Raw genomic sequence first — 25,728 nt, 5'->3', positions numbered from 1 at the left:
CTCTCGCCCCACGCGATTAAACGGACTTGCTATGAGCCCCTGGTACCGTTCCAGCCTGACACGTAGGGTATGGGCTCCGTCTAATAATCCGCCAGGCTAAGGACCCCGCGAAACGGGTGTTAGTACAGGCGCTCCGTCCTGAGTTGGTTCTGCTTATCCGCCGAAGAGTTTCTTGCCGATCTTCGCGAAGACGCCCGGTTCCTTGGATGGGTCAATGATTTCAGGTTCGACGGAGAAATCGGTGCCATTTTCGGTGACGGGGAGGCGTTTGTTGGCCCACTCGACTGTTTTCAGTTGGGGGTTGTAGACGGGCGGTGTGACGCTTTCGGCTCGGAACACCGTCCACATCCACTGCGGTATGTTGTCCAGCGTTCTCGGGAACGCTTTGAGATCCTGGAACAGCGTCAGTGCGTCCGCCGGACGATCAGGGATAGATGTTTCATGAGCGGGTCTGAGAAGCTCAGTGTCGAAGACCTCAAGTCTTCCAGCCGAATCTGGATAGAGATATACCTTGCAGCTCGTCCATGTTCCAATGCCTGGGACATATGAGCTACGACGGACATCTTTGAGCCAGTAGTCCATGGATTCGACAGAGAAATCTTGGAAACTATGGATGAACCCCCAGACACCGTCCTGGAGGATATCCTCTGTTCGTCGGCTCCAGGCTTGATGCATGATGACATGGCTGATGATTGCTTCTGCTCCGAACCCCAGACCGCCTTGGGCGAAGGCCTCAATCCGCAGCCTTTGGAGACCGTTATCCACTTCGACCCCAGAAATCTGCGTTCCTGTCATCATTCGAATGCCTCCTCAGAAAGCGGAAAGTTGGAGAAATATTCTGAACTATTTTCTCCGGAGTCGAACCAGTGAGTGAGTTGGTTCCGTTCCACGACTTGGACTTCTTCTAGCGGCTGGGCCGTTCAGCTCCGAGCTGGATGGATTCTGTCCAGATTTCGATAATGAGAGCTGCGCACCGCGTGGGCTAGCCAATATCAACGAAAGTAACCTAGCTCGCGGAACGGCCGTTCGGGATCCCATTGTTGACGGCTCTGAATGCGGCTTCGTATTTTTGGACAGCGTCCAAGGTCCAGTCCTTGAGGACCGCCAGGGTGCCCTTCGGTAGCGGGCGCAGTTCGACTAGCGGGTCACCCGGCAGGACATAGCCGCTGTCGTTAGCGAAATAGCTAACCACCCCGACTGGTGGATACCAGATCGGCTGGTCACGGTTTTTCCTGGTTATTGCGGAGCTGAAGATCCCACCCCGGGTGGGCTCCCAAAGATCAACGAGGGAAGCGACGCAGTCAACGAACGCGCCGCGTCCGGGGACCAACGCTTCGGAGAAGTTGAGGTTGAAGGAATCACTGGATCGCTCATCTTGGTCACCGTCCGCCGCGGAGATTTCGAAGGGGCATACCCGGCGATCACTTCCAGCGAGGAATCCGAGTATGGAGACGTAGTAGCCCCAGCTCGGGTAGAAGGTCCCCACGTCATCTTTTCGGGCGCCGTCCTCCACGCTAAGTGCCATTTCCCGGTGGGTTCGCGGGAGCCGATTGTCGTGGCCTATTCGCTGGTCTGCGTAGTTAACGTGGAGCCACTCCATGGGTCGGGTATCCAGGCCCTCCAGAACGTTGACAGTCGACAGAACTTTCGTCGCAATGTCCTCCGGACCCGCCTTGCGCCCACCCAACTGCAGTCGAAGCGAAATACGCTTTAAGGCGGGATCGAACAATTCAGCTGCAACAGTACCTATCACGTCGTCCTCTTCGGCATACACCTGTGTCATCGTCCTGGTGGCAAGTAGTTGATGTGAATCGAGACCGTCCCCGTTTCCGATGGTGCGCCGCTGTGTGGCGAGTGCAGCTCATGCCGGAATGCACTCTGTACCAGAGCGGCTTGTTGCCGGACGTTTGCTCCTATGACTGCCTGTGGCTCCAACTTCTTGCTGAATAGACCTTGCGGGCGTATGCAACTGCTCGCTCACTGTCTAAATCACGAACCACTGCGAGCGTTCCTGTCGCCGTCTTTCGAACTGATACTTCGTCTAACGACGGCAATGGCGGTTGCATGCTATCGGCCCAGTAAGTTACAAGCCCGATGCCAGCTTCATCAGCACGCCGATCTACCTTTTCGACTATCTCGTCACTCAGAGCAGCAATCCAGTCAGCGTTCCAAATCTCGCCAACAGCTTCAACAAGCGCGGTCAGACTCGCGCTTGCCGGTAACTTGCTGGCATCGTCTGCTAGGAAGGCTATCTTGAGAGAGTTGCCCCTGCGGGTGGTTGCACCTACCGTGCCAGTCACGGAAACAAGGCCTCCCTCTGGGAGTCCATCCTTCCTGCCGTAGAGGAGTAGGGCGAGACCGCCTTTCATCCACACTTTATTGGCGTCGTCTAATTTGGCAAAAGGTTCGAGATTGACGCTCTCCGGTTCCTTATCTGTAGGAAACGGCAGGAATTCAAATTCTGCCTCCCCACCAACGTCAACAGACCACTCCAAACTTAGGCCCAACGCTGACTCGACACCGCTGAGAGTCTTCAGAATTCTTTCGGCTATATCCCGTTGGGCTTCGGCTCGCGACGGCCACCGTCCGAAGATTACGGGTCGTGCATATGTATCTGTCCGGTTCATCAACAACCTGTTCGTTCGTGTCGTCTACTTATAAGAGCCGAGCACTGCGCAATCTGCCTAATATCACCCAAGGGAACTCAGTTGGCAGGCTGGTTGTTGTTGACTGCTCGGAATGCGGCTTCGTATTTTTGGGCAGCGTCCAAGGTCCAGTTTTCGAGGACTGCCAGAGTGCCCCTCCGCAGCGGGTGCAGGTCGACTAGCGGGTCTTCCGGGAGGACGTAGCCGCTGTCGTTAGCGAAATAGGTGACAACCCCAACTGGTGGGTACCAGATGGGCTGGTCTCGGTTTTTCCTGGTTATTGCGGAGCTCAAGAGGCCACCCCTCTCAGGGAGCCATAGATCGAAGAGCTCAACCAAGCAGGCTACGAAGGTTTCCCGACTCGGAATCATCGCCTGCTTGAGGGTGAGCTTGAGGGAGTTGTGGGAAGGGGTGTCACTCGCTCCGTCAGCAATCGATGCATGAAAGGGGCTCACACTGCGGTCGGTCCCGTTTAGAAAAGAGACTAACTGAACGAAGTATCCAGAGCCTTCATAGAACTTGCCGGCATCATCCTTGCGAGCCCCGGATTCCACTAGTGACGTTGCTTCGTCAATGTTTCGGGGTAGGAAGTCGCCTCCCGCGGTGGCCGGAGCGGCTCTGGTGACCGTGATCCATTCCATAGGCCTTGGATCGAGCCGCTTCAGTACCGAAACGGTGGCAAGGATTGTCGCAGCAATCTCATGTGCCGTCTCGGCCCTTACACCCAATTGGAGCCTGAGACTCAGCGTACCCAAAGCTGGATCAAAGATTGTGTGGCAGTCTCCCGGCACCGTTGCGCCCTCCTTTAGACAGTCTCCCTGGTAGGGGCATACTTCTACCCGGTCCCGGCAGCTCTGCGGGGGATACCGTCGTTGACAGCCCTGAAGGCCTCGCCGTACGCGAGGACGGCATCCAAGGACCACTCCTTGAGCACGGCCAGCACCCCCTGTGGCAGAAGGCGCAACTCAACGAGTTCGTTGTCGGGTAGCACGTAGCGGCTGTCTGCCGCTGAGTACGTCAGTGCGCCGACTGGCGGGTACCAGATTTGTTCCCCGCGTCTTCGTCGGCTGATTTCGTAGCCGAAGATGCCGCCGTGTGTAGGTCTCCAGACCTCCACCAATGACGCAAAGGTGTCGACGATGGCGTCTTTACCCTCCACCTGCGCTTTCTCAAAGGTCAATGAGAACGAATCGCTGGAAGATCCGTCGTGTGCTCCATCGCTGATGGCAGCGCGAAAGGGGCTTGTACCTCGTTCCGTCCCTTTGACGTATGAGACGAGCTGCACGAAATAACCCCAACTTGGGTGAAAGCTCCCGGCATCGTCCTTTCGGGCACCGGCTACAACAAGTTCGACGAGCTCCTCGACGGTGCGTCCTATAGTGTCGGATCCCGCGATCTGCCCAGCAGTTTGGGGAATTCCAACCCACTCCATCGGGCGTGTATCCAGACGTTCAAGAATCGGAAGCGTCGCTAGAATCCTCGCCGCCACATCCCCAGGTGCCGCTTCCCGCCCGCCCAACTGCAAGTCGAGATCAATATCGTCCAACGCAGAATCGAAAAGATCCCTTGAAATGGCGCCTGCCACGTCGGGCCCCCTGTCGTGAATCAAAACTAGCCTCCTTCGGTGCGACATTAACGTCCACTGTGAGTGTCTGCATCCGTCCAGGCATCAACGAAATCTCCTCGTCCAGATCAAAACCTTTCCCTGCCGCTAGGCGTTGCCTAGCCCCGGTGATGACCTTCATCTTCCTCAGGATCTAAGGTTCGACGGCGGCGGGCAGCGCCTGGAAGGTGGCAAGACTTCCGACTGGCTCTAATGGCCTAGCACCGCTGACCGGTCTCGGTCGTCTACGCTCCGAACAGCCTCTTGCTGATTTTGGCGAAGACACCAGGCTCTAGCGAGGGATCGATAACAGTTGGCTCAATCGAAAAGTCAGTTCCTCGGTCAGTAACCGGTCGGCGCCGGTTCTTCCAATCAACAGACTTGAACTCAGGGTTATAAATCGGCGGGGCCAAGTCCTCGGCCCGGAAAACTTCCCATAACCAAGGGGGGATGTTGTCGACAGTCCGTGGGAATCTCAGCAACTGCTGTGCCCAGGTTGCGGCTCCAGATGGCTTGGCTCCCGGGTACCATTCGCCGTCGGGTGTTCGGTCAAGAAGTTCCTCATCGTAGAGATCGAGTCTTCCAGGAATGTTCGGAAAGACGTGGACCTCTGCTGTGGTCCAAGTGCCTCTGCCAGGCACATAGGCTGCAAGTCGGCATTCATCAAGCCACCCGTTCAACGCCTCGCGAGTGAATCTTGCGCCGCGGTCGCGATCCAGTACAGTCGTCCCCGAAACCATGTGCCCCCGGAGGTACAGCGACGAAGGCCGGCTCACAACGATTTCGACAACTTCGTCCATTGTTTGCGCAAAGCCGTTATGACCAAAGGCTTCATCTTGGAGTCGTTCAAGGCCCGCCATTACCAAGGGGTGACGATGCAGGTCATATGTAGTCATTGTCTCAAGGGTCCCTCAGCTCAAGGTTGCTATATTCAAACCTACGCGTACGTTCAGCTCCAAATTTGTATTCAAGTTGTAGAGAGCTTGGCAAGCCTATCTTTTCTCCGGGCACGAGATCGATCTCCCAGCTGAGGTCGATGTGTTTGCCCGCCAAAATGTCTCGTTTTACTCTGGCGATGACTTCCGTCTCAGTGTCGTGGAAGTTGTTTGCCTCGTCGATTTCGTTGGGTGTCCCCGCCTTGCGGTTCTGCCATTCGTGCTGGGGGAAGACCCCGCCGCGCTCACCTATGAATCCGAAGAAGGACGGGGCAGCATGTCCGCCGTCGTAGCCGGGGCCGCCAAGCCAGCCGGCCTTGCGTTGCTGATAGCCGTTTCGGTTTATGTCGCTGGCCAGGGTTGAGACGATGTGGCCCTTGGCTGATTCGAGGTGCCCGTTGCTGTCCATCTTAATCGTGAAGGTGTTTTGCAGTCCGCCGTCAACTTGGGCGACGACGTTGTAGGTGACGTTGGGCATGGGCTTGTTCAGTTCCACGGACCAGGCACCTCTGACTCCGGCGTAGGTGTTCACGATGGTCACCGTGCCGTTCTCGTCGGTATAGAACTTCTCCAGGGTATTGGCGTTGTGGCCCCCGTCAGCGTCCTTCATTTTGGTGCGGTGGTCGACGATGTACTCGGTGTTGGGCTGCAGTCCGGTTTTGGCGGCGAAGTTGTCTCTACGGCTGACGGGGAAGAGCAAGTCTCCGTGTTTGACGACTACCGTGTTTTCGACTTTTGTGGCGAGGACGAAGTGGTCGGGCACGACGGAGGGTTCGGCCGGATGGGTGGGCACGTCTGTGCTAGCGGCCTTAGGCGGCACAAATGCCGGAGGGTTGTTCTCGCGGATGGTGGCGGCCTTGTTGTCGAGCCGGTCGGGGAAGCCGGTGTCCATGCTGCTACGGGTCATGACACCGCTGGGATCTGGCGTGATAACAGCAGGGATGCCGGATTCGACCGACCGGAAACCGTCGGCCACGCGCTCGAGCCCGCTGGCCATAACCCGATTGACGCCGCCGGCTGCCTCCACGGTGGTGTTTGTTGCAACGGTGATCGCAGACCAGGTGGCCGCGCTGGCCTTGGTCATTGCGTCCTGCACCTTGGCCGTGGTGTTTGGCATGAGGATGTCAGAGATCTTTAGGGTGAGCGAGCCGGGTTTGGCCAGAAACACTGAGGTGGTGTTGAGCGCATTCGCGGTGGTCCCGAGCAGGGCCGAGAGGTTCCCGAGGCGTGTGCTCTGCACTGTGGCAACGCTGAAATGTTCGGCTACTGAGGCCAGCTTGCTGGTGACAACCCCGGATTTGATGGCTGCTCCAACACCGTAGGTTCCAACAATGCTGGCGATGTTGAAGCTCGTCGCGCCGGCTGCCCAGTTGGCGTTGGTGTCCGCTTCATCGGCGTGTATGAAGGCTGGTCCCGCAGAGCCGAGTAGGTCTTGGGCTTTCTTGACGTCGGCGGCTTCGCGTTGTTTGCGGGGCTCGTCCCAGAGGGACAGGGGCGTCATGGCCAGTGTGCCGAGCGCTCCCACGGTGGCACGCATACCGGCCCATGCTTGTTGTTCCTTGAGGTCGTTGCCGCTCAAGCCGGAGATTGTCAGGACGCCGTCGACGAGTTCGATGGCTCCGGCCCCGAAACCCTGCAGCAGTCCCAACGTCCCATTCGGGCGGTAGGGAACCGTTGCTTTGCCCCAAGGGTACTCCTCTTGAGGGTGTTCTACGCCTGCAAATGTCCCGGCGTTCCACAGGGCGTCGTCCAGCCAGTGGCCGGATTTCACGTCTGGGCCGGAGGGGCGGGAGGCGGAGTATGTTTCCCCGCCGGAGACGGACGACAGTGCACCTGCGCAGGCGTTCTGTGCCGCGAGGTAGTCGTCATGAATCGCTTTGACTTCGGCGGCGAGCGTGTCATGTCGGGCGGTCAGATCGGCTTCCCCGGACCAATGCTGATCCACACGTTTGGTGATCACTTGGTCCTTGACGACTGTGACCTTCTCCACTGACGTCGGAAAAGCGCCGATGTCAGCGTTTAGTGCATGAACCTTCCGGCCGTAAGCCTCAAGGCGCAGCTTCAGGTCTCGGCATGTTGACGAGAAAGTTGCCATGGCCGCGGAGGTGGACACCGCTGTTCCCTGGACGCGCTGTGCTGAGGGCATGACGGTGCCGAACGCGGCGAGCACAGTGGGGGACTCATCCGAGGAGTAGGAGCCCGAGAGGCCGCGCCAGATCGCCGTCGAGGTCGCTACGCCGGAGAGGAACTCATCGGCGTGCTGCCTCAGCGACTTTGCCGCAGCGTCCAGAGCATCAACGTCGGGCAGCGCGAACCCGCCGGCGGGATTCAACCCGCAGGGGCCAACGTCCGAACTATTCGACATGTTCTTAGTCCCTTAAGATTTTCGCAGGGCCGCCATGCGGCGCAGCCGCGGCGTGTTGATCTACCTGGCCTGCGCTACGCTGTGCCGCAGTGGCCATGGTCAGGTCACCTTGCTGGTAGAAGTTCAGCGCCTGAGCAGTGGACGTGATGACGTTTTCCGAGCGGCTCACCACCTCAGTGGCCGGCGGCGTAAGTCCGAGAACCACTACGTCATTGAGTGCAGCGAGGACCACGGCCGCGTCTCCAGGAAGTGCGGCAGCGGCTTCTTGCAAGGCCTTGCCCATGCCTTCAAGGGAGGGCTGGACGCCCTCAATTTGTGCCGCAGTTGCTTTGATGGTGGAAGACGCGGCGGCCACGTCTATGTTCCACACAGCCATGAGTGAGAGGCTGCCGGGTTAGCCGATGCTCTGCACGGCGTTGCGGGCAGAGGTCGCGGCGGTGGTGGCGGTGTCGTCGTTGGTGGCCAGGGTGGTGCGGACCAGGGCGATGATGGCTTTGACTTCGTCGGCTGCGGCGGTCCAGCGGGTTTCGACTGCCTGGTATTCGGTGTCGACGCCGTCGGCGCGGAAGTCTGCCATGGCCTGGTTGACGTCGGCTTGGCGGGCGGCGATGAGGGTTTCGAGGTGCGCGGCGAGGGCTTGGATGTCGGATTGGACTTGGGCGGAGACGTTGGTGTCGTAGGCGATGCGGTTGGTGGTCATGGTGTTATGCCCGTCCTTGGAATCGTGCGGCGTCGAAGTTCGCGGCTCCTTCTGAGCGGCGTGCGTTATCCGAGGCGGTCTGGTCGCCTTGGGTGAAGGCGGTGTTCATGCCGGATTGGCCGGTCACGATGCCGGCCAGGGCGGTGTTCAGTTCGGAGGCGACGAGGTCGGAGCGGTTTTTGAAGGAGTCGAACGCGGCTTTGCCGGCGCCGCTGAATTTGCCTTCGAGCGGGGTGACGGCGTCTACGAAGCGCCGGACGAGGGCGCCGAGGTCCTGGTGGGACGCGTCGGTTTGTTTGCTCAGGTGCCCGAGCGTTTCGGCGCCCATGTCAAAGATGGCCATTGGTTCCCCCAAAAAGTAGGTAGTGCGGTGGTCGGTGGTGCCTGAGTACTTTAACAGCATGCTGAACACGGCTTGTTATGTCCAGTCGATGCACTAACAAGAAACAAGGTCTCCTGTGACGGCTTAGTCACAAACCAAAAACGGTTACGGAACGAAGCCCCACGCAGTTCACCCTGCACCACCGCAGGGGACACTCAGGGACGAAAAGCACCCTCTAGGTGCCGTTTCAGGGCCCTCTAGGTACTGAAAACACCCAAAATGAGCGCTCCCCACCACCACCTAAGTGCTCCGGTGTCAACGACAAGGAACCTTGCGTTCACGCAACTGAATGGCGCGACCCCCGCACACGGAGCCCTGGAGCAAACATTGTCACGGGCAGATGCTAGGGTCTGGACCGTATTGAAACCGGCCCATGGAATAGGGTTGATGGCACTATGACGCCGTACAGGAGCCTGATGGGGGAGGCCGCACATGGCTGAAGATTATGATTCCCGGCTGCTTGAGTCCGCCCGGGTAAGGAAGCATAGACTCGACGATTCACTGCTGTTCGGGCAGAACCCGCAGGAACGAAACTACAAGACGGCAACTACGCGGCTCATGCAGTCACTACTGATCGCAGCGCTCATCGCCGCCATCTGTGTTGGTTTCAGTTTTGTCCAGCATCTGCTCAGTGAACAGGCGGCCAAACAGGCCGTGACGTCAGCATCAGCAACTCTCATCGAAGGAACCCCATGAGCATGGCCTTGAGCCGGGTCACCGTCATCGCGGCGCACCGGCACCTCGATGTGAGGCTCCCTTCCGATGAACCCATTGCATCGCTGATGCCGCAGATCCTGAGTCTGATGAACGAGCCCAGCGCCAGGACATCCGCCGGTGCCACCACCGCGCTCCTTACTACATCGGTGCTGACCACCAGCGTAGGCATCACGTTGGAAAGTTCACTGACGCTGCGTCAGGCAGGCATCCCTGATGGCTCCATGCTCTATCTCCGCGAGGAACGCGATGTCCCGGCAGCGCCTGACGTTTACGATGTCCCCTCCTTCGCGGCCGAATCAACAGAGCGACTCCCGGCTCTGTGGGCCGGGCCGCTGAGGACCGTAGGCCTCGCGACCGTTGCCGGTTTGTTGATGGCTGCTGCCTGTTCGTCGTTCGTGGTGGTTCTGCGTGGAACCGGAAACAGGGATGCAGCCTTCATCGGCATCACGATCGCTGCCACCTTGATGTTGCTCGGTGCCATAGCCGGACGCGTTCGCACCGTCCCGGGTGGACTGGCGTTCGTAGCCGCCGGGCTGGCCACTGCCGGTGCCACAGCTTTCATAGTGACGCCTTTTGCGACTGGAGCTTTGCTCTTGTCCGGCGCTTTGGTCCTCGCCGCGGTTGCGTCCGGCGTGGCAACCGGCAAGTACATACCGTTCCTTTCAAGTGCCGGGCTGCTCCTGGTTCTGGAGGGAACGTGGGCAGTGCTGGGCTTCAGCACGCGGGACCAGCCACTATCGGCAGGAATCACAGGCATCGTGGCCATCTTTGCGCTGGGTGTTGCGCCCCGGCTGGCTACAGTACTGACCGGCCTTAGTGGTTTGGACGACGACCAACGCCAAGGCAAACGGATCACTCGCAGCACAACGCTGGACGCCGTCCATGCAGCACACGCCACACTGACGGGCTGGACGCTCATCGCAGCTTTGGTGGCCGGTACTGCGGTGGTGGTGGTTGCGACGGCGAAGAACCGGCCTGTTTGGGCGGTGCTGCTTGCGGTGGCGTTGTTGGGTGCCTTGACGTTCAGGGGGCTGGCGCTGCCGTTGCTCGCACAGCGTGCCGGGGTTTATGTGGCAGCAGCGGGCGCTTGCTGGGGTGCCGCCCAGGTCTTTGCCTTGGCCACTAAACAGCCTCTCTGGCTTGCTGTGGCAGCAGCGTTTGCTGTCTTGGTGCTGCTTGCCTGTGTGGTCACGGTCAGGGAACAGACTGCCGCCAGGCTCCGAGTGATCGCCTCACGGCTGGAGCTCTTGTGCGTCCTGGCCACGATTCCCTTGGTACTCGGGCTTTCCGGGGCCTACACACAGCTAGGACAGACTTTTGGCTGAGACAACGCGTTCAGGATTTCCCATAGGCCAGCCGACGACGCCGGTGGGCGGCTTTCCGGGTATGGGCGGCACTGCGACACCAGCCCCAGCCGCTTCAGATGCCACCATGGCGGCGGCCCCTACCGAGGAGCCGAAGACAGCGCCAGTTGAGGTGCCGCCGTCGAGCCCTTCCGTCCCTGCGCCACACGCCACAAGCGGTGCTGTATCACGCCGTAAAAGTGGTGACACCTGGTGGGAACGTGTCCGCTTCGAGGTGACCGACGCCGTGACTTCCGGGTCCCTTTCCGAGCGCCTCATCAGGGCGAGCTCAGCGGTTGAAGCCCCCATCACCACCGGTCGGCGGATCGTAATTTTGGGGACGGCAGGCGGCGCGGCCTCTACTACCGTTGCAGCGCTGATGGCCAAGTTGCTGGGCGGCATCCGCCAGGAGCCAGTCATAGCCGTGGATGCCACTGATCTCAGCGGCAACCTCCTGCGCTACCTTGGAGCCTCGCAAACCGCCCTATTAACTGACCTTATGCAGCAGTTCCGTACACAACCGGTCCGTACGTTGCCCGATTCCGTCAAGAACGCTGCCGCCTGCGGCAACCACGTCTTCGCGGCGGGGAGGGCTGACGTTCCCGCCTTGGCGGACGCGCCGATCGGTTTGCAGGAGTGGACAGACGTTTCATCCACGTTGTCGCGCTTTATGGCGGTAACAGTCGTCGACGGCGGTGCCTCACCTTTGTCCCGGCATGCGGCCGCGCTGCTGGGAACCGCGCACGCCGTGGTCCTGGTTTCACCGCCCGGAAACCCGGAGGCGGCCAAACTCGCGTCACTCCAGGAGTCGCTGGGCACTTCATTCCCGGACGTTCACCAAGTGGCAGTGGTGGTACGGTCCCGCCAGAATCATGAGGCAGCACTGAGCGATGGTGTGTTGCCCTATGATCGGCATTTGGCCAGTGGCAGCAGCCTTCAGCTCAGCCGGCTGGGCTCCCGAACCAGGATCGCGGCTACGGAACTCACCGGCAAGGCCTTGATGGCCGCAAACAGGGCCTAGCCGCATGACAACACGGATAGTCCATCGTCCTGCCCGGACCACACTTCCCGAAAAGACACCCCAAGCTGCACAGCTGGACGCCCCGCCGCAGCTGGCCGGGGGCGCCGGCGGGATGAACCTCCTTGCCCTGGTGCCCATGCTGGGAGCGGCTACATCGGTAACGGTCATGATGCTCTTCCGGGGGTCATCCCTGGCCGGCATCGGCGCGATCATGATGGTGGCCACCGTCTTGGCTTCGGTTGTGCTCATGTTCTCCCAGCGCGGCAAGGCTACGCGACAGAGGGCGACCAAACGCCGCCTGTATATGGACTATCTCAGGCGCCGCCGCTCAGACTTTGAGGCAGAAGAACAACGTGCGCGGGCTGGCGCAAATGCGGCCCATCCGCCGGTGAACCGCTTGGTGCAGAGCGTAGTCAACGATCCCCACCGGCTCTGGGAACGCCGCCGGACAAGCCCTGACTTCCTGGTTACCCGATTCGGCACCGGCAGTGTTCCGCGCAGGCCCATCACCATTCAGGACAGCGGGGATGCTGTTGAACGGCCGGATGCTTTCATGCTCTCTGAAGCCGAACAGCTTCGCCATCGTTTTGGCAGCAATCCTGATATGCCTCTGACGCTGCCGCTGGGTGCAGTGTCCGACGTATCCATAGTGGGAGACCGGGAGCCGGCACTGATGGTGTGCCGTAGCTTGATCTGTCAGCTCACGTCGGCGCAGTCTCCCGAGGACGTGGAGCTGGCGATCGTTGTTGGTGAAGCCGAGCTGGAGAACTGGGAGTGGACCAAATGGCTGCCGCATCTTCAGGACCGCGGAACACTTCGCAGGGCTGGTTCCTTGACCGAACTGGCCGGCCTGTTGGAAAACTCCTTGGGCGCGCGGCTCACAGCCGTCAACAGCGCCGCTCGAAACTTCCAACAAGTCCCCGCGGATGCCCTTCCGCGACTGATTATTATCACGGACCTCCCGGGGCAAAACGCTGCCGCGCTCCCCGGGGTTCCCACTGACCTCCCGTTGACCCGGCTCGCGGTAACGCGGATCCATCTTCTGGCCGAACAGCAACATGAGCCGGAACGCGTTGATCTCCGTCTGATGGTCTCTTCTGACGCACTGAGTTTGGAAGCTACCGCCACCGGCCAAACCATGCAAGGCGTTGCTGATGACGTGCCTCCGGTGGTTGCCGAATCCGTAGCCAGGGCGTTGGCTCCGCTGCGTCTTTCGGAGTTGTCCCACGAATTCGGGGAGCACAAGTCTTCGCGCAGCTACGCCGAGGCATTGGGTCTGACCGACTACACAGCCGAGGCCATGCTCCGGCTATGGAAGAGCCAACGAGGCTCGGACTTCTTGAGGGTTGCCATCGGAGAAGACGAGGACGGAACACCGGTTCACCTCGACCTGAAAGAACCGGCCCAGCAAGGAATGGGACCGCACGGACTATGTGTGGGCGCAACTGGCTCAGGCAAGTCCGAGCTCTTGCGAACAATAGTCCTGTCGTTGATCGCCACCCATTATCCCGAGGACCTCAGCATGGTCCTGGTGGACTACAAGGGCGGCGCGACGTTCGCCCCCTTCGAAGCCGCCCCGCATGTTTCAGGTTTGGTGACCAACCTGGTCAGCGATGCCAGTTTGGTGGACAGAATCTACTCCAGCCTTGCGGGAGAGGTTAAACGCAGGCAGGAGTTGCTGAAGAACGGCGGCGACTTTGCCCACATCAACGATTACCGGAGCGCCCGCAGCAGGAACCCCGATAACCCGGCACTTGCTGAGCCCTTGCCCTACTTGTTCGTGTGCATTGACGAGTTCGGGGAGTTGCTGACCGCCCGTGCAGACTTCATTGACCTTCTGCTGTCCATCGGCAGGATCGGCCGCTCAATCGGCATTCACCTGCTTTTGGCATCCCAGAAAGTGGAGCAAGGCATGCTCCGCGGTCTGGATACCTATTTGGCCTACCGGATAGCACTCCACACCAATTCGGAAAGCGAAAGCCGGACCATCATTGATGTCCCCGATGCCTACCACCTGCCAAGTACCCCTGGCCACGGCATCCTCAAGGTGGACACCACCGTGTTCAAACGATTCCGTGCGGCATACGTCTCCGGTGCGTTGCCCTTACCGGAGGACGACGCCGTAGATACAGTTGCGGAGTCCGTCCCCGTGCAGTCCTTCCGCCTGGCAGAAGATTCGATCACCGAGGTCTCTGATGACGCCTTGATGAGCAGCACGATGATGAGGGGCGGTTCCGTAGAAGGCAAGCGCTCCCCGGCAGAGACAGAAAGCGCAACCATCCTCTCCGCCGTCGTGGGTTTCGCCGCCGAACAGCCGCGCCTAACCCAACCCGTATGGCTTCCGCCTTTGCCGGTTGCCGGGTCCCTGGCGGGAACCGGTGCCTCACTGGACCTCACCTCCATAGGGCCCAGGCTCGCCCAACCCCAATACCTCAGCCCCGCCGTCGGGATCCTGGACGACCCCGCCCGGCAGTGGCAAGGGCCATGGCACCTGGATCTCACCGCCCGCGGCGGCAACCTCGCGATCATCGGCGCCCCGCAGAGCGGAAAATCCACTGCGCTGCGAACCATCGCGGCATCGTTGGCCTTGAGCCACGGGGTGGATGACATCAATATCTACGCGGTGGACCTGCTTGGAAATGCGCTCGCAGGACTGGCGGGGCTTCCGCACTGCAGCGGGGTGGCCGGCCGCGGCAACCGGGAACTGCTCCGGAGAACCATTGAAGAGGTCCAAGGACTGCTGAACGTCCGGCAATCGGTGTTTGACCAGCACAAACTGGATTCGCTGCAAGCCATGCGTGCTCTCCGATCCAGGGGCGGACTCGGAGAGCTGGCATGCACCGATGCCTTCCTTTTCATCGACGGCTTCGGAAGCCTGACCTCCGAATTCCCCGAACTGGAGGAAGCAGTACATGACGTCATGACACGCGGCAGCACCTTGGGCATTCACGTGGTGGTCAGCCTGCGGAATTGGTCCGACGTCCGGATGTCCAGGCAGTCGCTCCTGGGAACAAGGATTGAGCTGCACCTTGCTGATCCCGCGGATTCACTGGACCGCCGCCTGGCAACAACTCTTGGGGCAAACCGGCCAGGACGTGCCCTCACAATGGGCAAGACCATTGGGCACTTCGCCCTTCCATCGCTGTCCCCAACCCCGGATCTGGACAATGCCGGGCAGGAACTGGCTGAACTGGGTGCGGTCCTGCACCAGTACAGTGCTTTGACCGCTCCTCCGGTGCGCATCCTGCCCGCCATCACGCGGCTCGGACAGGACCACCGTCCTGTCCGCGGCAGCATTGCGTTGGGCGTCCGGGAGCACGACGCCGGCACTGAGAACCTTGATTTGTTGGGTGCGGACAGGGGAGCCGTGGTTGTTGGGGACCCTGAAACCGGCCGGACCAACCTGCTGCGGACGGCAGCCTCTCAGCTGATGGCCTCGCACCAACCGGGTGAGCTGGCCTTTGCGGTGTTCGATCCTCGACAGCAGCTGCAGGACTTCATCCCTGATGAGTATCTGGGTGAATACGCGTCCAACGCACAAAAGGCATCCCAGCTGGCGGAATTCGTTGCAGGCCAGGCGCGGGACCGCTTAGGCGATGGAAGCAGCGCACCCATCCGTAGCCCCAAGATCGTGCTCTTGGTGGACGACTATGACATTTTGGCGGCCACGGGAAACCAGCCGCTGCGGGCCCTTGCAAGTTACCTTCCCTCAGGGGCCGACGTTGGTCTTTTCGCCATGGTCACCAGCAGGACCACGGGTAGCGGCATGATGATGCACGATCACTTCATTGCCGGTCTCCGGGCCGCTGGCGCTCCCGTGATCATGTTCTCCGGAGACCGCTCAGAAGGAGTGATCGCCAACGGGGAGCGCCCTGTTCCTCTACCTGTTGGTAGGGCAAGAATTCTTCGTACCAGCCGCTCACCAGTGACGGTCCAGACCTTCTACCAGGATCACGAGGTTGTTCACCATGAGCTATGACTTTCACCTGATTTGCGATGAGGATCCTCGCGAAGGCCGGTTCGCCTATGCCTGCGGCGAGTTCGAAAACAAGTTCTTTGTCAACGCCGTGGAGGGCTCCGAGAACCTTGTGGTGAATCTCGCGGGGGCAGATCTGGGGCTCATCAGCGTTCCCCTGAACGTGCCGAATTCTGAAGTGCGCCGGGTCTTTGGTGAGGAGGTGGCCCACCAGCTTGCCGGTGACGCCTGGGTCTCTGAGGCCAACTGCCCTTATGACAAAGACACTGCTGAGGCCGTGCGCGCCTTCCTCATGATCACGGTGATCGGCACCAAAGGACTTCTCATTGATCCGCAGTCCAACGAGGTCATCAACGCGGAATGGGGAGCATGAGTTCAATACCGTTGGTGCCCGTTCCCACTCCTGCGGGCCGTCCATGGCTTAGCAGGACGCTGCGCAGGGACCTTCAGGGGGCTGCCGCTGCTTCGGCGGGGAATGGCATCACCGCACTGCAGACACTTGCTGAAGCGACCGTCAGTTACCCGCTGCTGGCATTTCTCAAAGCCGCAAGAATTCTTTGGGTGGTGGAAGGACCCGACCGAGAGGTACGTGATGCCCTGGTTGTCACCGATGTCTCTGCCGCCACCGGCGCGCCAGAGGTGAGCCCCGCCGTCGTGATGTTCGGCAGTGTGCTGCACGCTGCCTCGGGCGACCTGACGCTGGGAGCCTTCACGTCCGAGATGTTGGCTGCTGCAGGGTGCACTCCGGAGTACATGGGTCCCGCAGAGCCTCTTCAGGAACCATGGGACCTTGCTGTGCTGACTGCAGGGCTTCGGGATGACATGCCGTTGGGAATCCGGCTGCTTTCCGGGCAAGGATTCGCCGGTGCAGTGACTGCGTACCGTACGGAGGCAGGTGTGGTGGAGGCATTCGACGTGCTGATCACCGCTCGCGGCATCGATGCTCTTGCCGATCCCGCTGCCCTTGAGGCCGCAGCGCTGGGGGCCAACGTGCAGGAATTCGGCATGGAACTTCACGTTGGGGCCTCAGGGCTCAGCGTCCGCGTGGGGCAGGATTTCCTGAGGGTGCCGCAATTGCTGGTACTGGGGCCGCAGTTGCACCCGGGAGTACCTGAACCCCTCTTGAAGGAGTCCGCCGGGATCTCCGCCGAGGTCTTGGGTCACGCGCCCTTCCAGCATCTGGCCATCCGCTACCCGGCGGCATCCGCCTGGGATGGTGGCGTTGCAGGCCGCACCCAGCAACAGATACTCGGTGCGGCACACGCGGTGGCACAGGGTAGCCCGTAGGGGCTTGTTGCCGGCTAGACGTAGCCGTCCACGATCGCTGCGGCGATCTCCTTGTAAGCACGCCGGGTCCCGCCCGAAATCTTGTCCAAAGAGATGCGATCGCCGTCTGCGACGCCGCGGTCGTGAGGCACAGTGATGAGCTGACGGCAGAATCCGGCAAGGTGCTCTTCAATGGCACGTTTGTTGACTCGGCTGGATACCTGGTCCTTGTCCGTGACCACCACAATGGCGTTTCCTGCCAGATTCTCATACCCATGGTCGGCCAGCCATTGGAGCGTATTGCGGGCACGCTTGGCACCGCTCACTGCGTAGCCGGAGGCGATGACCAAGTTGGTTGCTTCAGGGAGCACTCCGGCCATGGCCGGGTGTGACACGCCTGTGCCGCAGTCAGTGAGAGTCACTGAGTAGTACTGCGAAACCAAGTGCTTGATCTTCAGATACTCAGCGGCCGTGAGGGCATCGGACAACGCGGGATCCTGCTCGCCTGCCACAAGGTGCAGCCTGTTGGCGTGATGCATGTAATCGGTGAGCATGGTCAGGGACGTGATCTGGTCGATGTCCCGGACGATGTCCGTAATGGTGCGCGGCTTGACCTTTTGGTAAAGCATTTCACCGAGTGCACGCTCGGCCAGGTCCCCGCTGTCAGGGTTGGCGTCGATCGCGCAGGGGTGGTCACCGCGGTATTCGGCAAGGATCATTCCTACACCCACGGTGGTGGATGTTTTGCCGATGCCGCCCTTGAGGCTGAGGATCGCTGTGTTGAAGCTGCCGGACAGGGGACGGGCGATCCGGCGCTCCAGTTCGGCCTCGTCTTGGTCCTTGGCGCTGGGGCCCAGGTTGACGAAACCTCCCGTAGCCGAATACAGAGCGCCGCGGATTCCAGTGGTGGGGCGTGGCCTGTCCGGCCTGACGAACTGGGTCTCAAGATGCGCGGAACCGTAGCTTGGTTTTGCCGGGGGAGTCCCTGCGGACCCTTCGGGGGCTTGAGCTGATTCCGCAGCGGAGGCGTCCACGGCACCCGGGAATCCTGTCACCGCTTCTGCACGACCGTCCGGGTGCACGTGGAACCGGCCCTCTTGCCCCTTGACATGGTCTATCGCGTCCGCCAGAACCGGAGTTCCGGACGACTTGGCATAGTCGGCCAGTACCGCAATTGCGGCCGAGTAAGGATCAATCCCCTCGGGCGGTGAGATGGCCTCTCCGCCAACCGTTACCCTGCCGTCGGCAGACACTTCGACGCGTGTGGCCCCCAGTTCCATCGCTGTACCCTTCGATATTCCGCTATGCATCTTGGCGACGCTCCAACCAGTGATACTAGCCGGGGTAGGCATGGCGGGTCATGTCACGTGTCCTGCGCCGGTCCAGCCAACCTGTTATTGGGAACCGGTCAATGATCCATTCATGGTGGTCAGCCTGTTGTTCTCGTCCAACACGATCGTGGCCTGACCGTCGTCGAACGTTAGTTCCAAGGTGCCCGGAGACGGTTCGGTGACCGGTTTCTGAAGCCTGAAGCGGGCGTAGCTTTCCACGGCTCGGCGGTGGTCCATGATCATGCCTGCGGCCACCGCCTCCATGAGGCGCATCTGGAAGGTGAGGGCTGATGGCGGCCCCAGCTCCAGGCTGCCGTGGTTATAAGCGACCACGGCCATGGAGCCCCGGCCGATGTCGGATATGAAGTGGTTCGCCCGGCCGGTAATCATTTTCACTGCGGTGGCAATCTTGAAGGCCACCAAGGTTGATCCTGCCTTTTCAGCGCTGAGCCTGACTTCTTCATCCGCAAATGCTGGGACGATGCTGGTGAAGGGAACCTCACCATTGGTCAGTTCCTCAATGCCGTAGTGCCGGCCGAATGCGACTACTTGGTCAAAGACTTCCTTTTGGGCAGGCGTGGCCGCAACATTCGGATTCGCCCATCCCCACAGGAAACTTTTGGGACCAGGGCCGGACGTTCCCACAAAAGCAGTCTGCAAATGCTTTGAACTTCTCCCGGGAAAGTGGAATTCCACACTGGCGAACTGATCGGCAGTGTGCCAACGCTCGTAGCCCCATTCCTCAAAACGATCGTCCTGCATGTGATGGGTTTCGAGGAAAAGGATGGCACCGTCGTCGACGATGTTTTGGAAGGTCAGCTCAGTCATGGGACCCAGCCTAGACATGGGGCCAGACAGTGAAGCAAGTCAAGAAGGCCGGTTGTTGATAAGTGCCATTTGTCGCTGCTGCTGAAAGTTACGTGTGGCTGTAAATCGTGCGCCAATGTCCGGGAAAGTTTTCCTCGACCGCCGCAAAAAGCTCTTCGTGCTCCCAGGCATGCAGGGCAATGGCGAGGTTGCCGTGCGCAACGCGGGAATTTTCATCAGCGAAGTCCACCACGGGTTTCTCTACCCCGCATGCGTCGCAGGAGACGCTCGGTTGCGTCTCAAGTGTCCAGTCGGTGTCGGCCCAGTCGCTATAGGCGTCAAACAGGATGTCTTCATCCAGCGTCGCCCCACAGGCAGGGCAGGGGGGAGGGCCGAAATTCTCTCCCATGGAGTAGTAATCCCGGTCATGAATCAGGGTCAAATTGCTGCCTGACTTTGCGAGCCCTCGCTCAAGGGCTCGCGGTCCGGGTGTCAGGCAGAGGCCCTCAACCCAATCGGACTCCCGTTCGGCACCGGCCCATCCTGTGGTTACCAGCCATTCCTGAATCCGATGGACGGCACTCTCCGCTTCCGCTGAAGAAGCAGAAAGATCCACCAGGTACCAGATGTGCAAGCTCACGGTTCAGCCCCTCAAGAAGTCGACTACTCGTCTGGATACTACCCAACCTGCGCAGCGACTTACGGGGACTGAAGGCTAGCTAGTGCCGCCCGGTGGTCCTCGCCATCAAGGCCTGGAGGTCTTCGGCAACCTTGGCCACCTCGCGCTGCCTCGAGCTTCGCGCAGGCGTTGATCCGTGCGTTGCCTGCAGGGCCGGCCGATTGGTGGTGCGGGTTTGTCGGTGGATTTGAGGATCACGAACAGGTGCGTCAACGGTGACGGCGCCCTGCAGGGGATCATGAAAGAGAGGGAAGTCCATAGTTTCCGATCCTGCCAGAAGCGCCTCGATGCCGATATGGACAGGTGCATACGGCGGCCGGGGGCCGCTGTGCAGATGTCCATCTATTGCCTAGGTTCGGGCTGGCAGCCTTCGGGCCGGCGGTGCCGAACCTAGCCCCACAACGCCTTTTTCAGCAGCGCCCTCAGCTGTACGTTCTCTTCCTCGCTGAGCGCCGCGAGCTGGGTCTGCTCGCACACTTCCAGTGCTGCCCGCGCCTTGTTATGGATCCGCCGGCCCTCTGCGGTGGAGACGATGATCTTGGCACGCCTGTCCTGCTTGCCTTGGGCTCGTTTGACCAGCCCGCGGTGCTCCAGGTCGTCTACGAGGCTGACCACCTGACTCGGATCCAGGCTGAGGAAATCGGCGAGCTCCCGTTGTGTAGGTTCCAGCCCGCTGCACGCGAGTGTCAGCACAGAGAAGGATCGTTCCCGGAGGCCGTAGTCGGCCAGTGCTTTGTTGTTCAGGAGTGAGCCTGTGGCATGCAGTTTGGCCAGCAACAGGCCCACGTCGCTGCCGATTTTTGCTGCGGCCAGGCGCGGGGTTTCCACTTCGGTGCTTTGCGGGCCCATGACAACTCCAATAGTAATGAAAAACAATCGTTGACTTTTTCAATGATCCGTATTCTCATTGATCATGACAAGGATCTCACGATGCAGTGGGATCGGCCTCACCGGCTCCAGCCGGTTACTGCATGCGAAGGAGCACGCCATGAGCTTGAACGGCAAGGTTGCAATCGTCACCGGGAGTGGACAGGGTCTTGGACTTGCATACGCGAGGGAACTCGCCCGCCACGGTGCCGCCGTCGTGATCAATGACGTAAACGCGCAGACCGCTGCGGAGGCTGTTGCGCAGATTGAGGCCGACGGCGGCCGGGGCGTCGCGGTGGTGGTTCCGGTTGGTTCCACTGATGCCGCGAAGGCTTTGGTAACGGGCGCTGTTGAGGCGTTCGGCCGCCTGGACATCATGGTGACGAACGCCGGGATCCTGCGCGACAAGAGCCTCCTGAAAATGACGGACGAGGATTTTGACCTGGTCATCAACGTCCATCTGAAAGGCACGTTCACGTGTGTCCGTGAGGCGTTCGCGTACTTCAAGGAAAACAACATCGCCGGCAGGATCATCACCATCGGTTCGCCGACAGGGCAGCGCGGCAATTTCGGGCAGACAAACTACGCGGCAGCAAAAGCCGGGATCGTAGGCATGGTCCGTACCTGGGCCTTGGAGATGAAGAAGGCCGGGGTGACGGTGAACTCCGTGATCCCGGTGGCGGCGACGGCGATGACCAAGACGGTCCCGTATTTCCGGAAAGCTGTGGAAGCGGAGGAGCGTGGCGAGGCCATGCCGTCCTTCTTCCGCCATGACCTCGGTTTTGGAACGGCCGACGACGTCGCCGGGCTGATTGCCTTCCTCGCCTCTGATGCGGCTGCCGGAATTACCGGCCAGGCGATCGGCGCCGGTGGTGACCGGCTGCAAGTTTGGACGCACCCGACGGCGGCGAGCACCGAGTTCCGCGAGGGCGGCTGGAGCTACGAAGCGCTGCAGGAACAGGCCGGCTCGTTGTTCGGTGCGGAGGCGCTGCAGAGTTTCGGTGAAGAATTCCTGCCGCTGCCCACGGAGCTGCAGCCCGAAACCGTTACGTCTGAACCCGCACAGGCGCGCTGATCATGGCCGATCGTTACGAGCTGGGCATCGACGCTTCGGCGTTGGATGCAATTGATATGCACGTCCACCTCGAAGTGGACAGTTGCGGCCACGCATCGTTGCCGGAAGTGTTGACGGAGGCGTCGGCTAAGTACTTCAAGTCAGAGGACCGGAGTCCGTCGCTGGACAGGATCGCTGAGCTGTATCGCGATCTGAACATGGCCGCCGTCGTTTTCACCGTGGACGCCCGGACGCAGCTCAAGCATGAGCCGAACAACATTCCGGAACTGATTGCCGGGGCTGCCCGGAACAATGATGTGCTGATTCCGTTCGGCAGCGTGGACCCCAGGACGGGGGAGGACGCCATTGCCGGGGCGAAGCATCAGGCCGTTGAGCTGGGTGCCCGGGGGTTCAAGTTCCATCCCTCACTGCAGGGTTTCGATCCGTCCAACGAGACGTTCTACCCACTCTGGGAGATCCTTCAGGAGTTGGGCTTGCCGTGTATTTTCCACACCGGCCAGAACGGGATGGGCGCGGGCCTTCCGGGCGGTTACGGGATCAAGTTGGCGTACTCGAACCCTCTGTTGTTGGACGCGGTGGCTGCTGATTTCCCGGGGTTGCAGATCATCATGGCCCACCCCTCGGTGCCGTGGCAGGACGAGGCGAATTCGATCGCTACTCACAAGTCCAACGTGTTCATCGACCTCTCCGGTTGGTCGCCCAAGTACTTCCCGGAATCGCTGGTGAAGGCCTCCAACTCGGTGCTTCAGGACAAGGTCCTCTTCGGCACGGACTTCCCGCTGATCACCCCGCAGAAGTGGTTGGGGGCGTTCGCTGACCTGCCGCTGAAAGACGAAATCCGGCCGAAGATCCTCAAGGATAACGCGGTCAGGCTCCTGGGGCTGGGCGGCTGAGATGCGCGCGATGACGGCAGTGACAGAGACGGATGAGCGGCTGTATTCCGTGGCGGATTGGTACGACGCCGAAGCGCTGCTCAGCACCGAAGAACGGCAAGTGCTGGGCCGGTTGCGGACCTTCCTGGATGCCAAAGCCAAGCCCTTGCTGGCCGAGTACTGGGAACGCGGCGAATTCCCCGAGCAACTGGCGCGGCCCTTGATTGACCTTGACCTGATGGAACCGGCGGACCTTACCGTTGATACCCCGGCACGGGGGATCTTCCACGGCTTCCGGATCTTCGAACTTGCCCGAACCGACGCGTCCTTGGCCACCTGGTACACCGCCCAGGCAGGGCTGTTCAGGACCGCGATCCGGGTTGGCGCTTCCGAGGAGCAGCAGAAGGAGTGGATGCCCAAGGTCATCGATTTCTCCCTCAAGGGCGTCTTTTCCCTGACCGAACCCGAGCACGGTTCGGACATCGCCGGGGGACTGTCTACGACCGCGCGCTTCGAACCAGGCGCCGGGACAGACTCCGACGGCGGCACAGACTCCGACGGCGGCAGCTGGGTTCTGGACGGTGCGAAACGGTGGATCGGGGGCGCCTCCACGGCGGATGTGTTGTGCGTGTTCGCCCGGGACGTCGCCGACGGACAGGTCAAAGCGTTCCTGGTGGACCGTGTCGCGGACGGAGTAGAACTGGAGAAGATCCACGGGAAGACTTCGCTGCGGATGATGCAGAACGCCGACATCATCCTGGACAACGTCCGGGTTCCGGAGGCCATGCGCCTGCATAACGTGAACTCCTTCAAGGACGTCGCCGCGATGCTGCGAGCGATGCGCTCGGACGTTGCCTGGATCGCCACCGGCATCCAGGCCGGCGCGTTCGAAGCGGCCTTGGCCTATGTGAAGGAGCGCCAACAGTTCGGCAGGTCCTTAGGGTCGTTCCAGTTGGTCCAGGAAAAGCTGGCACGGATGCTCGGCAACATCACCGCGTGTTTGTCGTTGGTGGTGCGGCTGACCGAGCAGCAGGGCTGGGGGATCTACCGGGACCAGGACTCGGCGCTGGCCAAGATGCAGACGTCCCTGATGATGCGCGAAACCGTCGCCCTCGCCCGCGAAGTGGTGGGCGGAAACGGCATCACCCTGGCCGCCGACGTCGCGCGTTTCCATGCCGACGCCGAAGCCGTCTATTCCTACGAAGGCACGCACGAGATCAACGCCCTCATCATCGGCCGGGCCCTCACCGGCGCCAGTGCTTTTACAAGCTAAATCTCTTCAAAAAAACAACACAGGAGGCAAAGATGCCCAATCTCGTTGTCGATTTCGACACCCTGCTCACCATGTCCGGCAAGGACCTTGGCACCACCGACTACCGCGAAATCACCCAACAGCAGATCAATCTGTTCGCCGATGCGACGGACGATCAGCAGTGGATCCACACTGATCCCGAACGCGCCAAGGACGGCCCCTTCGGAGCCCCGATCGCGCACGGCTTTCTCACCCTGTCCCTGATCATCCCGTTCTGGGGCGAACTGTTCGACGTGGAGGGGGTCACCACCAAGGTCAACTACGGCCTGGACAAAGTCCGCTTCACCTCCCCGGTCAAGGTCGGTGCCAAAGTCCGTATGAACGGCAGCATCGCCGAGGTCACCGAAGTCAAAGGCGGCGCCCAAATCAAGGTCAACGCCACCATCGAAATCGAAGGCCAGGAACGCCCCGCCGTCGTCGCTGAATTCCTCGCCCGCTTCTACAAGTAAGCCGCTTGGACAAGTAAACCTCCCCATCAACCTCCCTCCTCTCCCAAGGAACAGCCATGTCAGGACACACTGCGCTCGCACCAGTGAGCACGGCCGCCAAGCGCAAAGAAGCGCGTACGGTCATCATGTCCAGCTATCTGGGCAGCACCATCGAGTTCTACGACTTCCTGCTGTACGCAACGGCCGCAGCGGTAGCGTTCCCCAAAGTGTTCTTCGCCGGTACTGACGAGTGGGTGGGCGTCGTGGCCGCATATGCCACGTTCGCCGCCGGCTACGTTGCCCGTCCCCTGGGCGGCATCATCTTCGGGCACTTCGGCGACAGAATCGGCCGCAAGGGCATGCTGATCGTCTCCATGGCAATGATGGGTATTGCATCGACCTTGATTGGCTTGATTCCTGGAGCCAACGTCATTGGTCCTTGGGGCGCAGTGATCCTGGTGGTCTTACGCGTCTGCCAGGGAATCGCCGTCGGCGGCGAATGGGGCGGGGCTGCACTCATGGCCTTGGAGCATTCGGATCCCAAGCGGCGCGGATTTGCGGCGTCATTCGTGAACGCGGGTGCCCCGACGGGCGCAGTTCTCGGCACCGTGGTCATGGGTATCTTCTCCGCCCTTCCGCAGGACGCCTTCCTGGCCTGGGGTTGGCGTGTGCCGTTCCTGTTGTCCTTCGTGCTGTTGATCGTGGGCATGTTCGTGAGGCTACGGGTTTCCGAGAGCCCGATCTTCGCCGAAGCTGTCGCCAAGGAAAGCGCCCAAGGCAGCAAACGCAAGATTCCGTTGCTGGAAGTGCTGAAGCGTCCCAAAGCACTGATCATGATCATGTTTGCCGGTGCTGCCGGATTCGGTCTCCAGGTAGTGCTCCCCACGTTCTCCGTAACCTATGCCGTATCCAAGGGCGCACCACAGCAGGGCGTGCTCTATGCTTTCGCAGGCGCCTCGGCCATCTCCATCCTGTTCGTCCTCTTAGGCGGCAGGCTCTCGGATCGTTTCGGCCGCCGTCCGGTCATGGTCACCGGCCTGGCCTTGTTCATCCTGTACCTGTTCCCCATGTTCGGGATGCTCAGCTCCGGCAACATCGCCTTGGTCTTCCTGGCCTTCACCGTGGCGCTGGTTCTGCACTCGTCCCTCTACGGACCGCTTGCGGCGTTCGTTTCCGAGCAGTTCGGAACCACTAACCGCTATACCGGCGCCGCCGTTGGCTATCAGCTGGCAACCTTGATCGGCGCGGGCTTCACCCCGGGAATCGTTGCCGGACTCTACAAGGACGCCGGCCAGAGCATCGTCCCCGTGGTGGTGTTCCTGTCCGTCATGTCGCTGATATCGATTGTCTTCATCCTGCTGACGCGGGAGTCTAAGAACAACGACCTCTCTACGGTCAGTTAGG

Annotated in this window: 26 protein-coding genes; 11 read left to right on the top strand and 15 right to left on the bottom strand. The window is 60.7% G+C overall.

Features of this window, described 5'->3' with window-relative positions:
• Positions 1–153: 153 nt before the first annotated feature.
• The 10 genes from ACLRGI_RS18915 to ACLRGI_RS18870 form a co-directional block, all read right to left on the bottom strand.
• The gene (locus ACLRGI_RS18915) at positions 154–798 is read right to left on the bottom strand and encodes a hypothetical protein (RefSeq protein ID WP_419203080.1); all 645 of its coding nucleotides are present in this window, start codon (positions 796–798) and stop codon (positions 154–156) included.
• Between the two features lie 208 nt (positions 799–1,006).
• A complete protein-coding gene (locus tag ACLRGI_RS18910; RefSeq protein WP_419203079.1) occupies positions 1,007–1,783 on the bottom strand; it encodes a hypothetical protein in 777 nt (258 codons plus the stop codon).
• A 130-nt stretch (positions 1,784–1,913) separates the two neighbouring features.
• Positions 1,914–2,627 (bottom strand): hypothetical protein, encoded by a 714-nt coding sequence (locus ACLRGI_RS18905; protein ID WP_419203078.1) that lies wholly within the window; start codon positions 2,625–2,627, stop codon positions 1,914–1,916.
• A gap of 77 nt (positions 2,628–2,704) precedes the next feature.
• Complete coding sequence (locus ACLRGI_RS18900; RefSeq protein ID WP_419203077.1) at positions 2,705–2,938, bottom strand: hypothetical protein; 234 nt, start codon at positions 2,936–2,938, stop codon at positions 2,705–2,707.
• 542 nt (positions 2,939–3,480) lie between these two features.
• Positions 3,481–4,230, bottom strand: coding sequence for a hypothetical protein (locus ACLRGI_RS18895; protein WP_419203076.1), 750 nt, complete (start codon positions 4,228–4,230; stop codon positions 3,481–3,483).
• A 263-nt stretch (positions 4,231–4,493) separates the two neighbouring features.
• Complete coding sequence (locus ACLRGI_RS18890; RefSeq protein ID WP_419203074.1) at positions 4,494–5,144, bottom strand: hypothetical protein; 651 nt, start codon at positions 5,142–5,144, stop codon at positions 4,494–4,496.
• Positions 5,145–5,148: 4 nt separating this feature from the next.
• Positions 5,149–7,548: a DNA/RNA non-specific endonuclease gene (locus tag ACLRGI_RS18885; protein WP_419203073.1), complete on the bottom strand. Its 2,400-nt coding sequence runs from the start codon at positions 7,546–7,548 to the stop codon at positions 5,149–5,151.
• A 4-nt stretch (positions 7,549–7,552) separates the two neighbouring features.
• On the bottom strand, positions 7,553–7,924 hold the full coding sequence (locus ACLRGI_RS18880) for a DUF6507 family protein (RefSeq protein WP_419203072.1): 372 nt from the start codon (positions 7,922–7,924) through the stop codon (positions 7,553–7,555).
• An 18-nt stretch (positions 7,925–7,942) separates the two neighbouring features.
• On the bottom strand, positions 7,943–8,248 hold the full coding sequence (locus ACLRGI_RS18875; protein WP_159735232.1) for a pore-forming ESAT-6 family protein: 306 nt from the start codon (positions 8,246–8,248) through the stop codon (positions 7,943–7,945).
• 4 nt (positions 8,249–8,252) lie between these two features.
• Positions 8,253–8,591: a hypothetical protein gene (locus tag ACLRGI_RS18870; protein ID WP_209757302.1), complete on the bottom strand. Its 339-nt coding sequence runs from the start codon at positions 8,589–8,591 to the stop codon at positions 8,253–8,255.
• Positions 8,592–9,062: 471 nt separating this feature from the next.
• Between ACLRGI_RS18870 and ACLRGI_RS18865 the strand changes: the two genes are divergently transcribed.
• The 6 genes from ACLRGI_RS18865 to ACLRGI_RS18840 are packed head-to-tail and all read left to right on the top strand — an operon-like array spanning position 9,063 to position 16,974.
• Positions 9,063–9,326: a hypothetical protein gene (locus ACLRGI_RS18865; RefSeq protein WP_400407495.1), complete on the top strand. Its 264-nt coding sequence runs from the start codon at positions 9,063–9,065 to the stop codon at positions 9,324–9,326.
• Positions 9,323–10,672, top strand: coding sequence for an EsaB/YukD family protein (locus ACLRGI_RS18860; protein WP_419203071.1), 1,350 nt, complete (start codon positions 9,323–9,325; stop codon positions 10,670–10,672). Before ACLRGI_RS18865 ends, ACLRGI_RS18860 begins: the two co-directional genes overlap by 4 nt.
• On the top strand, positions 10,665–11,711 hold the full coding sequence (locus ACLRGI_RS18855; protein WP_419203070.1) for a CpaE/TadZ family protein: 1,047 nt from the start codon (positions 10,665–10,667) through the stop codon (positions 11,709–11,711). Before ACLRGI_RS18860 ends, ACLRGI_RS18855 begins: the two co-directional genes overlap by 8 nt.
• Before the next feature lie 4 nt (positions 11,712–11,715).
• Positions 11,716–15,690 carry a type VII secretion protein EccCa gene (gene eccCa / locus ACLRGI_RS18850; protein WP_419203069.1) on the top strand — a complete coding sequence of 1,325 codons (3,975 nt, stop codon included), beginning with the start codon at positions 11,716–11,718 and terminating at the stop codon, positions 15,688–15,690.
• Positions 15,680–16,060, top strand: a complete 381-nt coding sequence (locus ACLRGI_RS18845) for a hypothetical protein (protein ID WP_419203068.1) — start codon at positions 15,680–15,682, stop codon at positions 16,058–16,060. The genes eccCa and ACLRGI_RS18845 overlap by 11 nt, the downstream gene beginning before the upstream one ends.
• Positions 16,057–16,974: a DUF6177 family protein gene (locus tag ACLRGI_RS18840; protein ID WP_419203066.1), complete on the top strand. Its 918-nt coding sequence runs from the start codon at positions 16,057–16,059 to the stop codon at positions 16,972–16,974. The genes ACLRGI_RS18845 and ACLRGI_RS18840 overlap by 4 nt, the downstream gene beginning before the upstream one ends.
• Positions 16,975–16,988: 14 nt before the next feature.
• On the opposite strand, the gene ACLRGI_RS18835 is transcribed toward ACLRGI_RS18840, so the two are convergent.
• From ACLRGI_RS18835 to ACLRGI_RS18815, 5 genes are all read right to left on the bottom strand, one after another.
• Positions 16,989–18,233 (bottom strand): MinD/ParA family ATP-binding protein, encoded by a 1,245-nt coding sequence (locus tag ACLRGI_RS18835; RefSeq protein WP_419203065.1) that lies wholly within the window; start codon positions 18,231–18,233, stop codon positions 16,989–16,991.
• Positions 18,234–18,347: 114 nt separating this feature from the next.
• Positions 18,348–19,112, bottom strand: a complete 765-nt coding sequence (locus ACLRGI_RS18830; RefSeq protein ID WP_419203064.1) for a DUF6882 domain-containing protein — start codon at positions 19,110–19,112, stop codon at positions 18,348–18,350.
• Positions 19,113–19,200: 88 nt separating this feature from the next.
• Positions 19,201–19,731 carry a hypothetical protein gene (locus ACLRGI_RS18825; RefSeq protein ID WP_419203063.1) on the bottom strand — a complete coding sequence of 177 codons (531 nt, stop codon included), beginning with the start codon at positions 19,729–19,731 and terminating at the stop codon, positions 19,201–19,203.
• Between the two features lie 79 nt (positions 19,732–19,810).
• A complete protein-coding gene (locus ACLRGI_RS18820) occupies positions 19,811–20,029 on the bottom strand; it encodes a hypothetical protein (protein WP_419203062.1) in 219 nt (72 codons plus the stop codon).
• Positions 20,030–20,160: 131 nt separating this feature from the next.
• Positions 20,161–20,619, bottom strand: coding sequence for a MarR family winged helix-turn-helix transcriptional regulator (locus ACLRGI_RS18815; protein WP_419203061.1), 459 nt, complete (start codon positions 20,617–20,619; stop codon positions 20,161–20,163).
• A gap of 139 nt (positions 20,620–20,758) precedes the next feature.
• Between ACLRGI_RS18815 and ACLRGI_RS18810 the strand changes: the two genes are divergently transcribed.
• From ACLRGI_RS18810 to ACLRGI_RS18790, 5 genes are read left to right on the top strand one after another with little or no spacing between them, the layout of a single operon-like run.
• Positions 20,759–21,712 (top strand): SDR family NAD(P)-dependent oxidoreductase, encoded by a 954-nt coding sequence (locus ACLRGI_RS18810; protein WP_419203060.1) that lies wholly within the window; start codon positions 20,759–20,761, stop codon positions 21,710–21,712.
• A gap of 2 nt (positions 21,713–21,714) precedes the next feature.
• Complete coding sequence (locus ACLRGI_RS18805; protein ID WP_419203059.1) at positions 21,715–22,605, top strand: amidohydrolase family protein; 891 nt, start codon at positions 21,715–21,717, stop codon at positions 22,603–22,605.
• A gap of 10 nt (positions 22,606–22,615) precedes the next feature.
• Entirely contained in the window at positions 22,616–23,857 is a 1,242-nt protein-coding gene (locus ACLRGI_RS18800; RefSeq protein ID WP_419203058.1) for an acyl-CoA dehydrogenase family protein, read from the top strand.
• Positions 23,858–23,889: 32 nt separating this feature from the next.
• Positions 23,890–24,345: a MaoC family dehydratase gene (locus ACLRGI_RS18795; RefSeq protein WP_419203057.1), complete on the top strand. Its 456-nt coding sequence runs from the start codon at positions 23,890–23,892 to the stop codon at positions 24,343–24,345.
• Positions 24,346–24,401: 56 nt separating this feature from the next.
• Positions 24,402–25,727: an MFS transporter gene (locus ACLRGI_RS18790; RefSeq protein WP_419203056.1), complete on the top strand. Its 1,326-nt coding sequence runs from the start codon at positions 24,402–24,404 to the stop codon at positions 25,725–25,727.
• Position 25,728: the final 1 nt, after the last annotated feature.

It is taken from the genome of Paenarthrobacter sp. PPS72 (genome assembly GCF_048537125.1).
Taxonomy (GTDB): Bacteria; Actinomycetota; Actinomycetes; order Actinomycetales; family Micrococcaceae; genus Arthrobacter; species Arthrobacter nitroguajacolicus_E.
The sequence above is the reverse complement of the archived record's forward strand: the minus strand, read 5'-3'. Positions and strand labels throughout refer to the sequence as shown.

What these genes read in the sequence shown, in the direction of transcription:
- ACLRGI_RS18915 (WP_419203080.1), bottom strand. Translation starts at nt 798, where the DNA reads ATGATGACAGGAACGCAGATTTCTGGGGTCGAAGTGGATAACGGTCTC.
- ACLRGI_RS18910 (WP_419203079.1), bottom strand. Translation starts at nt 1,783, where the DNA reads ATGACACAGGTGTATGCCGAAGAGGACGACGTGATAGGTACTGTTGCA.
- ACLRGI_RS18905 (WP_419203078.1), bottom strand. Translation starts at nt 2,627, where the DNA reads ATGAACCGGACAGATACATATGCACGACCCGTAATCTTCGGACGGTGG.
- ACLRGI_RS18890 (WP_419203074.1), bottom strand. Translation starts at nt 5,144, where the DNA reads ATGACTACATATGACCTGCATCGTCACCCCTTGGTAATGGCGGGCCTT.
- ACLRGI_RS18885 (WP_419203073.1), bottom strand. Translation starts at nt 7,548, where the DNA reads ATGTCGAATAGTTCGGACGTTGGCCCCTGCGGGTTGAATCCCGCCGGC.
- ACLRGI_RS18880 (WP_419203072.1), bottom strand. Translation starts at nt 7,924, where the DNA reads ATGGCTGTGTGGAACATAGACGTGGCCGCCGCGTCTTCCACCATCAAA.
- ACLRGI_RS18875 (WP_159735232.1), bottom strand. Translation starts at nt 8,248, where the DNA reads ATGACCACCAACCGCATCGCCTACGACACCAACGTCTCCGCCCAAGTC.
- ACLRGI_RS18870 (WP_209757302.1), bottom strand. Translation starts at nt 8,591, where the DNA reads ATGGCCATCTTTGACATGGGCGCCGAAACGCTCGGGCACCTGAGCAAA.
- ACLRGI_RS18865 (WP_400407495.1), top strand. Translation starts at nt 9,063, where the DNA reads ATGGCTGAAGATTATGATTCCCGGCTGCTTGAGTCCGCCCGGGTAAGG.
- ACLRGI_RS18860 (WP_419203071.1), top strand. Translation starts at nt 9,323, where the DNA reads ATGAGCATGGCCTTGAGCCGGGTCACCGTCATCGCGGCGCACCGGCAC.
- eccCa (WP_419203069.1), top strand. Translation starts at nt 11,716, where the DNA reads ATGACAACACGGATAGTCCATCGTCCTGCCCGGACCACACTTCCCGAA.
- ACLRGI_RS18845 (WP_419203068.1), top strand. Translation starts at nt 15,680, where the DNA reads ATGAGCTATGACTTTCACCTGATTTGCGATGAGGATCCTCGCGAAGGC.
- ACLRGI_RS18840 (WP_419203066.1), top strand. Translation starts at nt 16,057, where the DNA reads ATGAGTTCAATACCGTTGGTGCCCGTTCCCACTCCTGCGGGCCGTCCA.
- ACLRGI_RS18835 (WP_419203065.1), bottom strand. Translation starts at nt 18,233, where the DNA reads ATGGAACTGGGGGCCACACGCGTCGAAGTGTCTGCCGACGGCAGGGTA.
- ACLRGI_RS18830 (WP_419203064.1), bottom strand. Translation starts at nt 19,112, where the DNA reads ATGACTGAGCTGACCTTCCAAAACATCGTCGACGACGGTGCCATCCTT.
- ACLRGI_RS18820 (WP_419203062.1), bottom strand. Translation starts at nt 20,029, where the DNA reads ATGGACTTCCCTCTCTTTCATGATCCCCTGCAGGGCGCCGTCACCGTT.
- ACLRGI_RS18815 (WP_419203061.1), bottom strand. Translation starts at nt 20,619, where the DNA reads ATGGGCCCGCAAAGCACCGAAGTGGAAACCCCGCGCCTGGCCGCAGCA.
- ACLRGI_RS18810 (WP_419203060.1), top strand. Translation starts at nt 20,759, where the DNA reads ATGAGCTTGAACGGCAAGGTTGCAATCGTCACCGGGAGTGGACAGGGT.
- ACLRGI_RS18805 (WP_419203059.1), top strand. Translation starts at nt 21,715, where the DNA reads ATGGCCGATCGTTACGAGCTGGGCATCGACGCTTCGGCGTTGGATGCA.
- ACLRGI_RS18800 (WP_419203058.1), top strand. Translation starts at nt 22,616, where the DNA reads ATGACGGCAGTGACAGAGACGGATGAGCGGCTGTATTCCGTGGCGGAT.
- ACLRGI_RS18795 (WP_419203057.1), top strand. Translation starts at nt 23,890, where the DNA reads ATGCCCAATCTCGTTGTCGATTTCGACACCCTGCTCACCATGTCCGGC.
- ACLRGI_RS18790 (WP_419203056.1), top strand. Translation starts at nt 24,402, where the DNA reads ATGTCAGGACACACTGCGCTCGCACCAGTGAGCACGGCCGCCAAGCGC.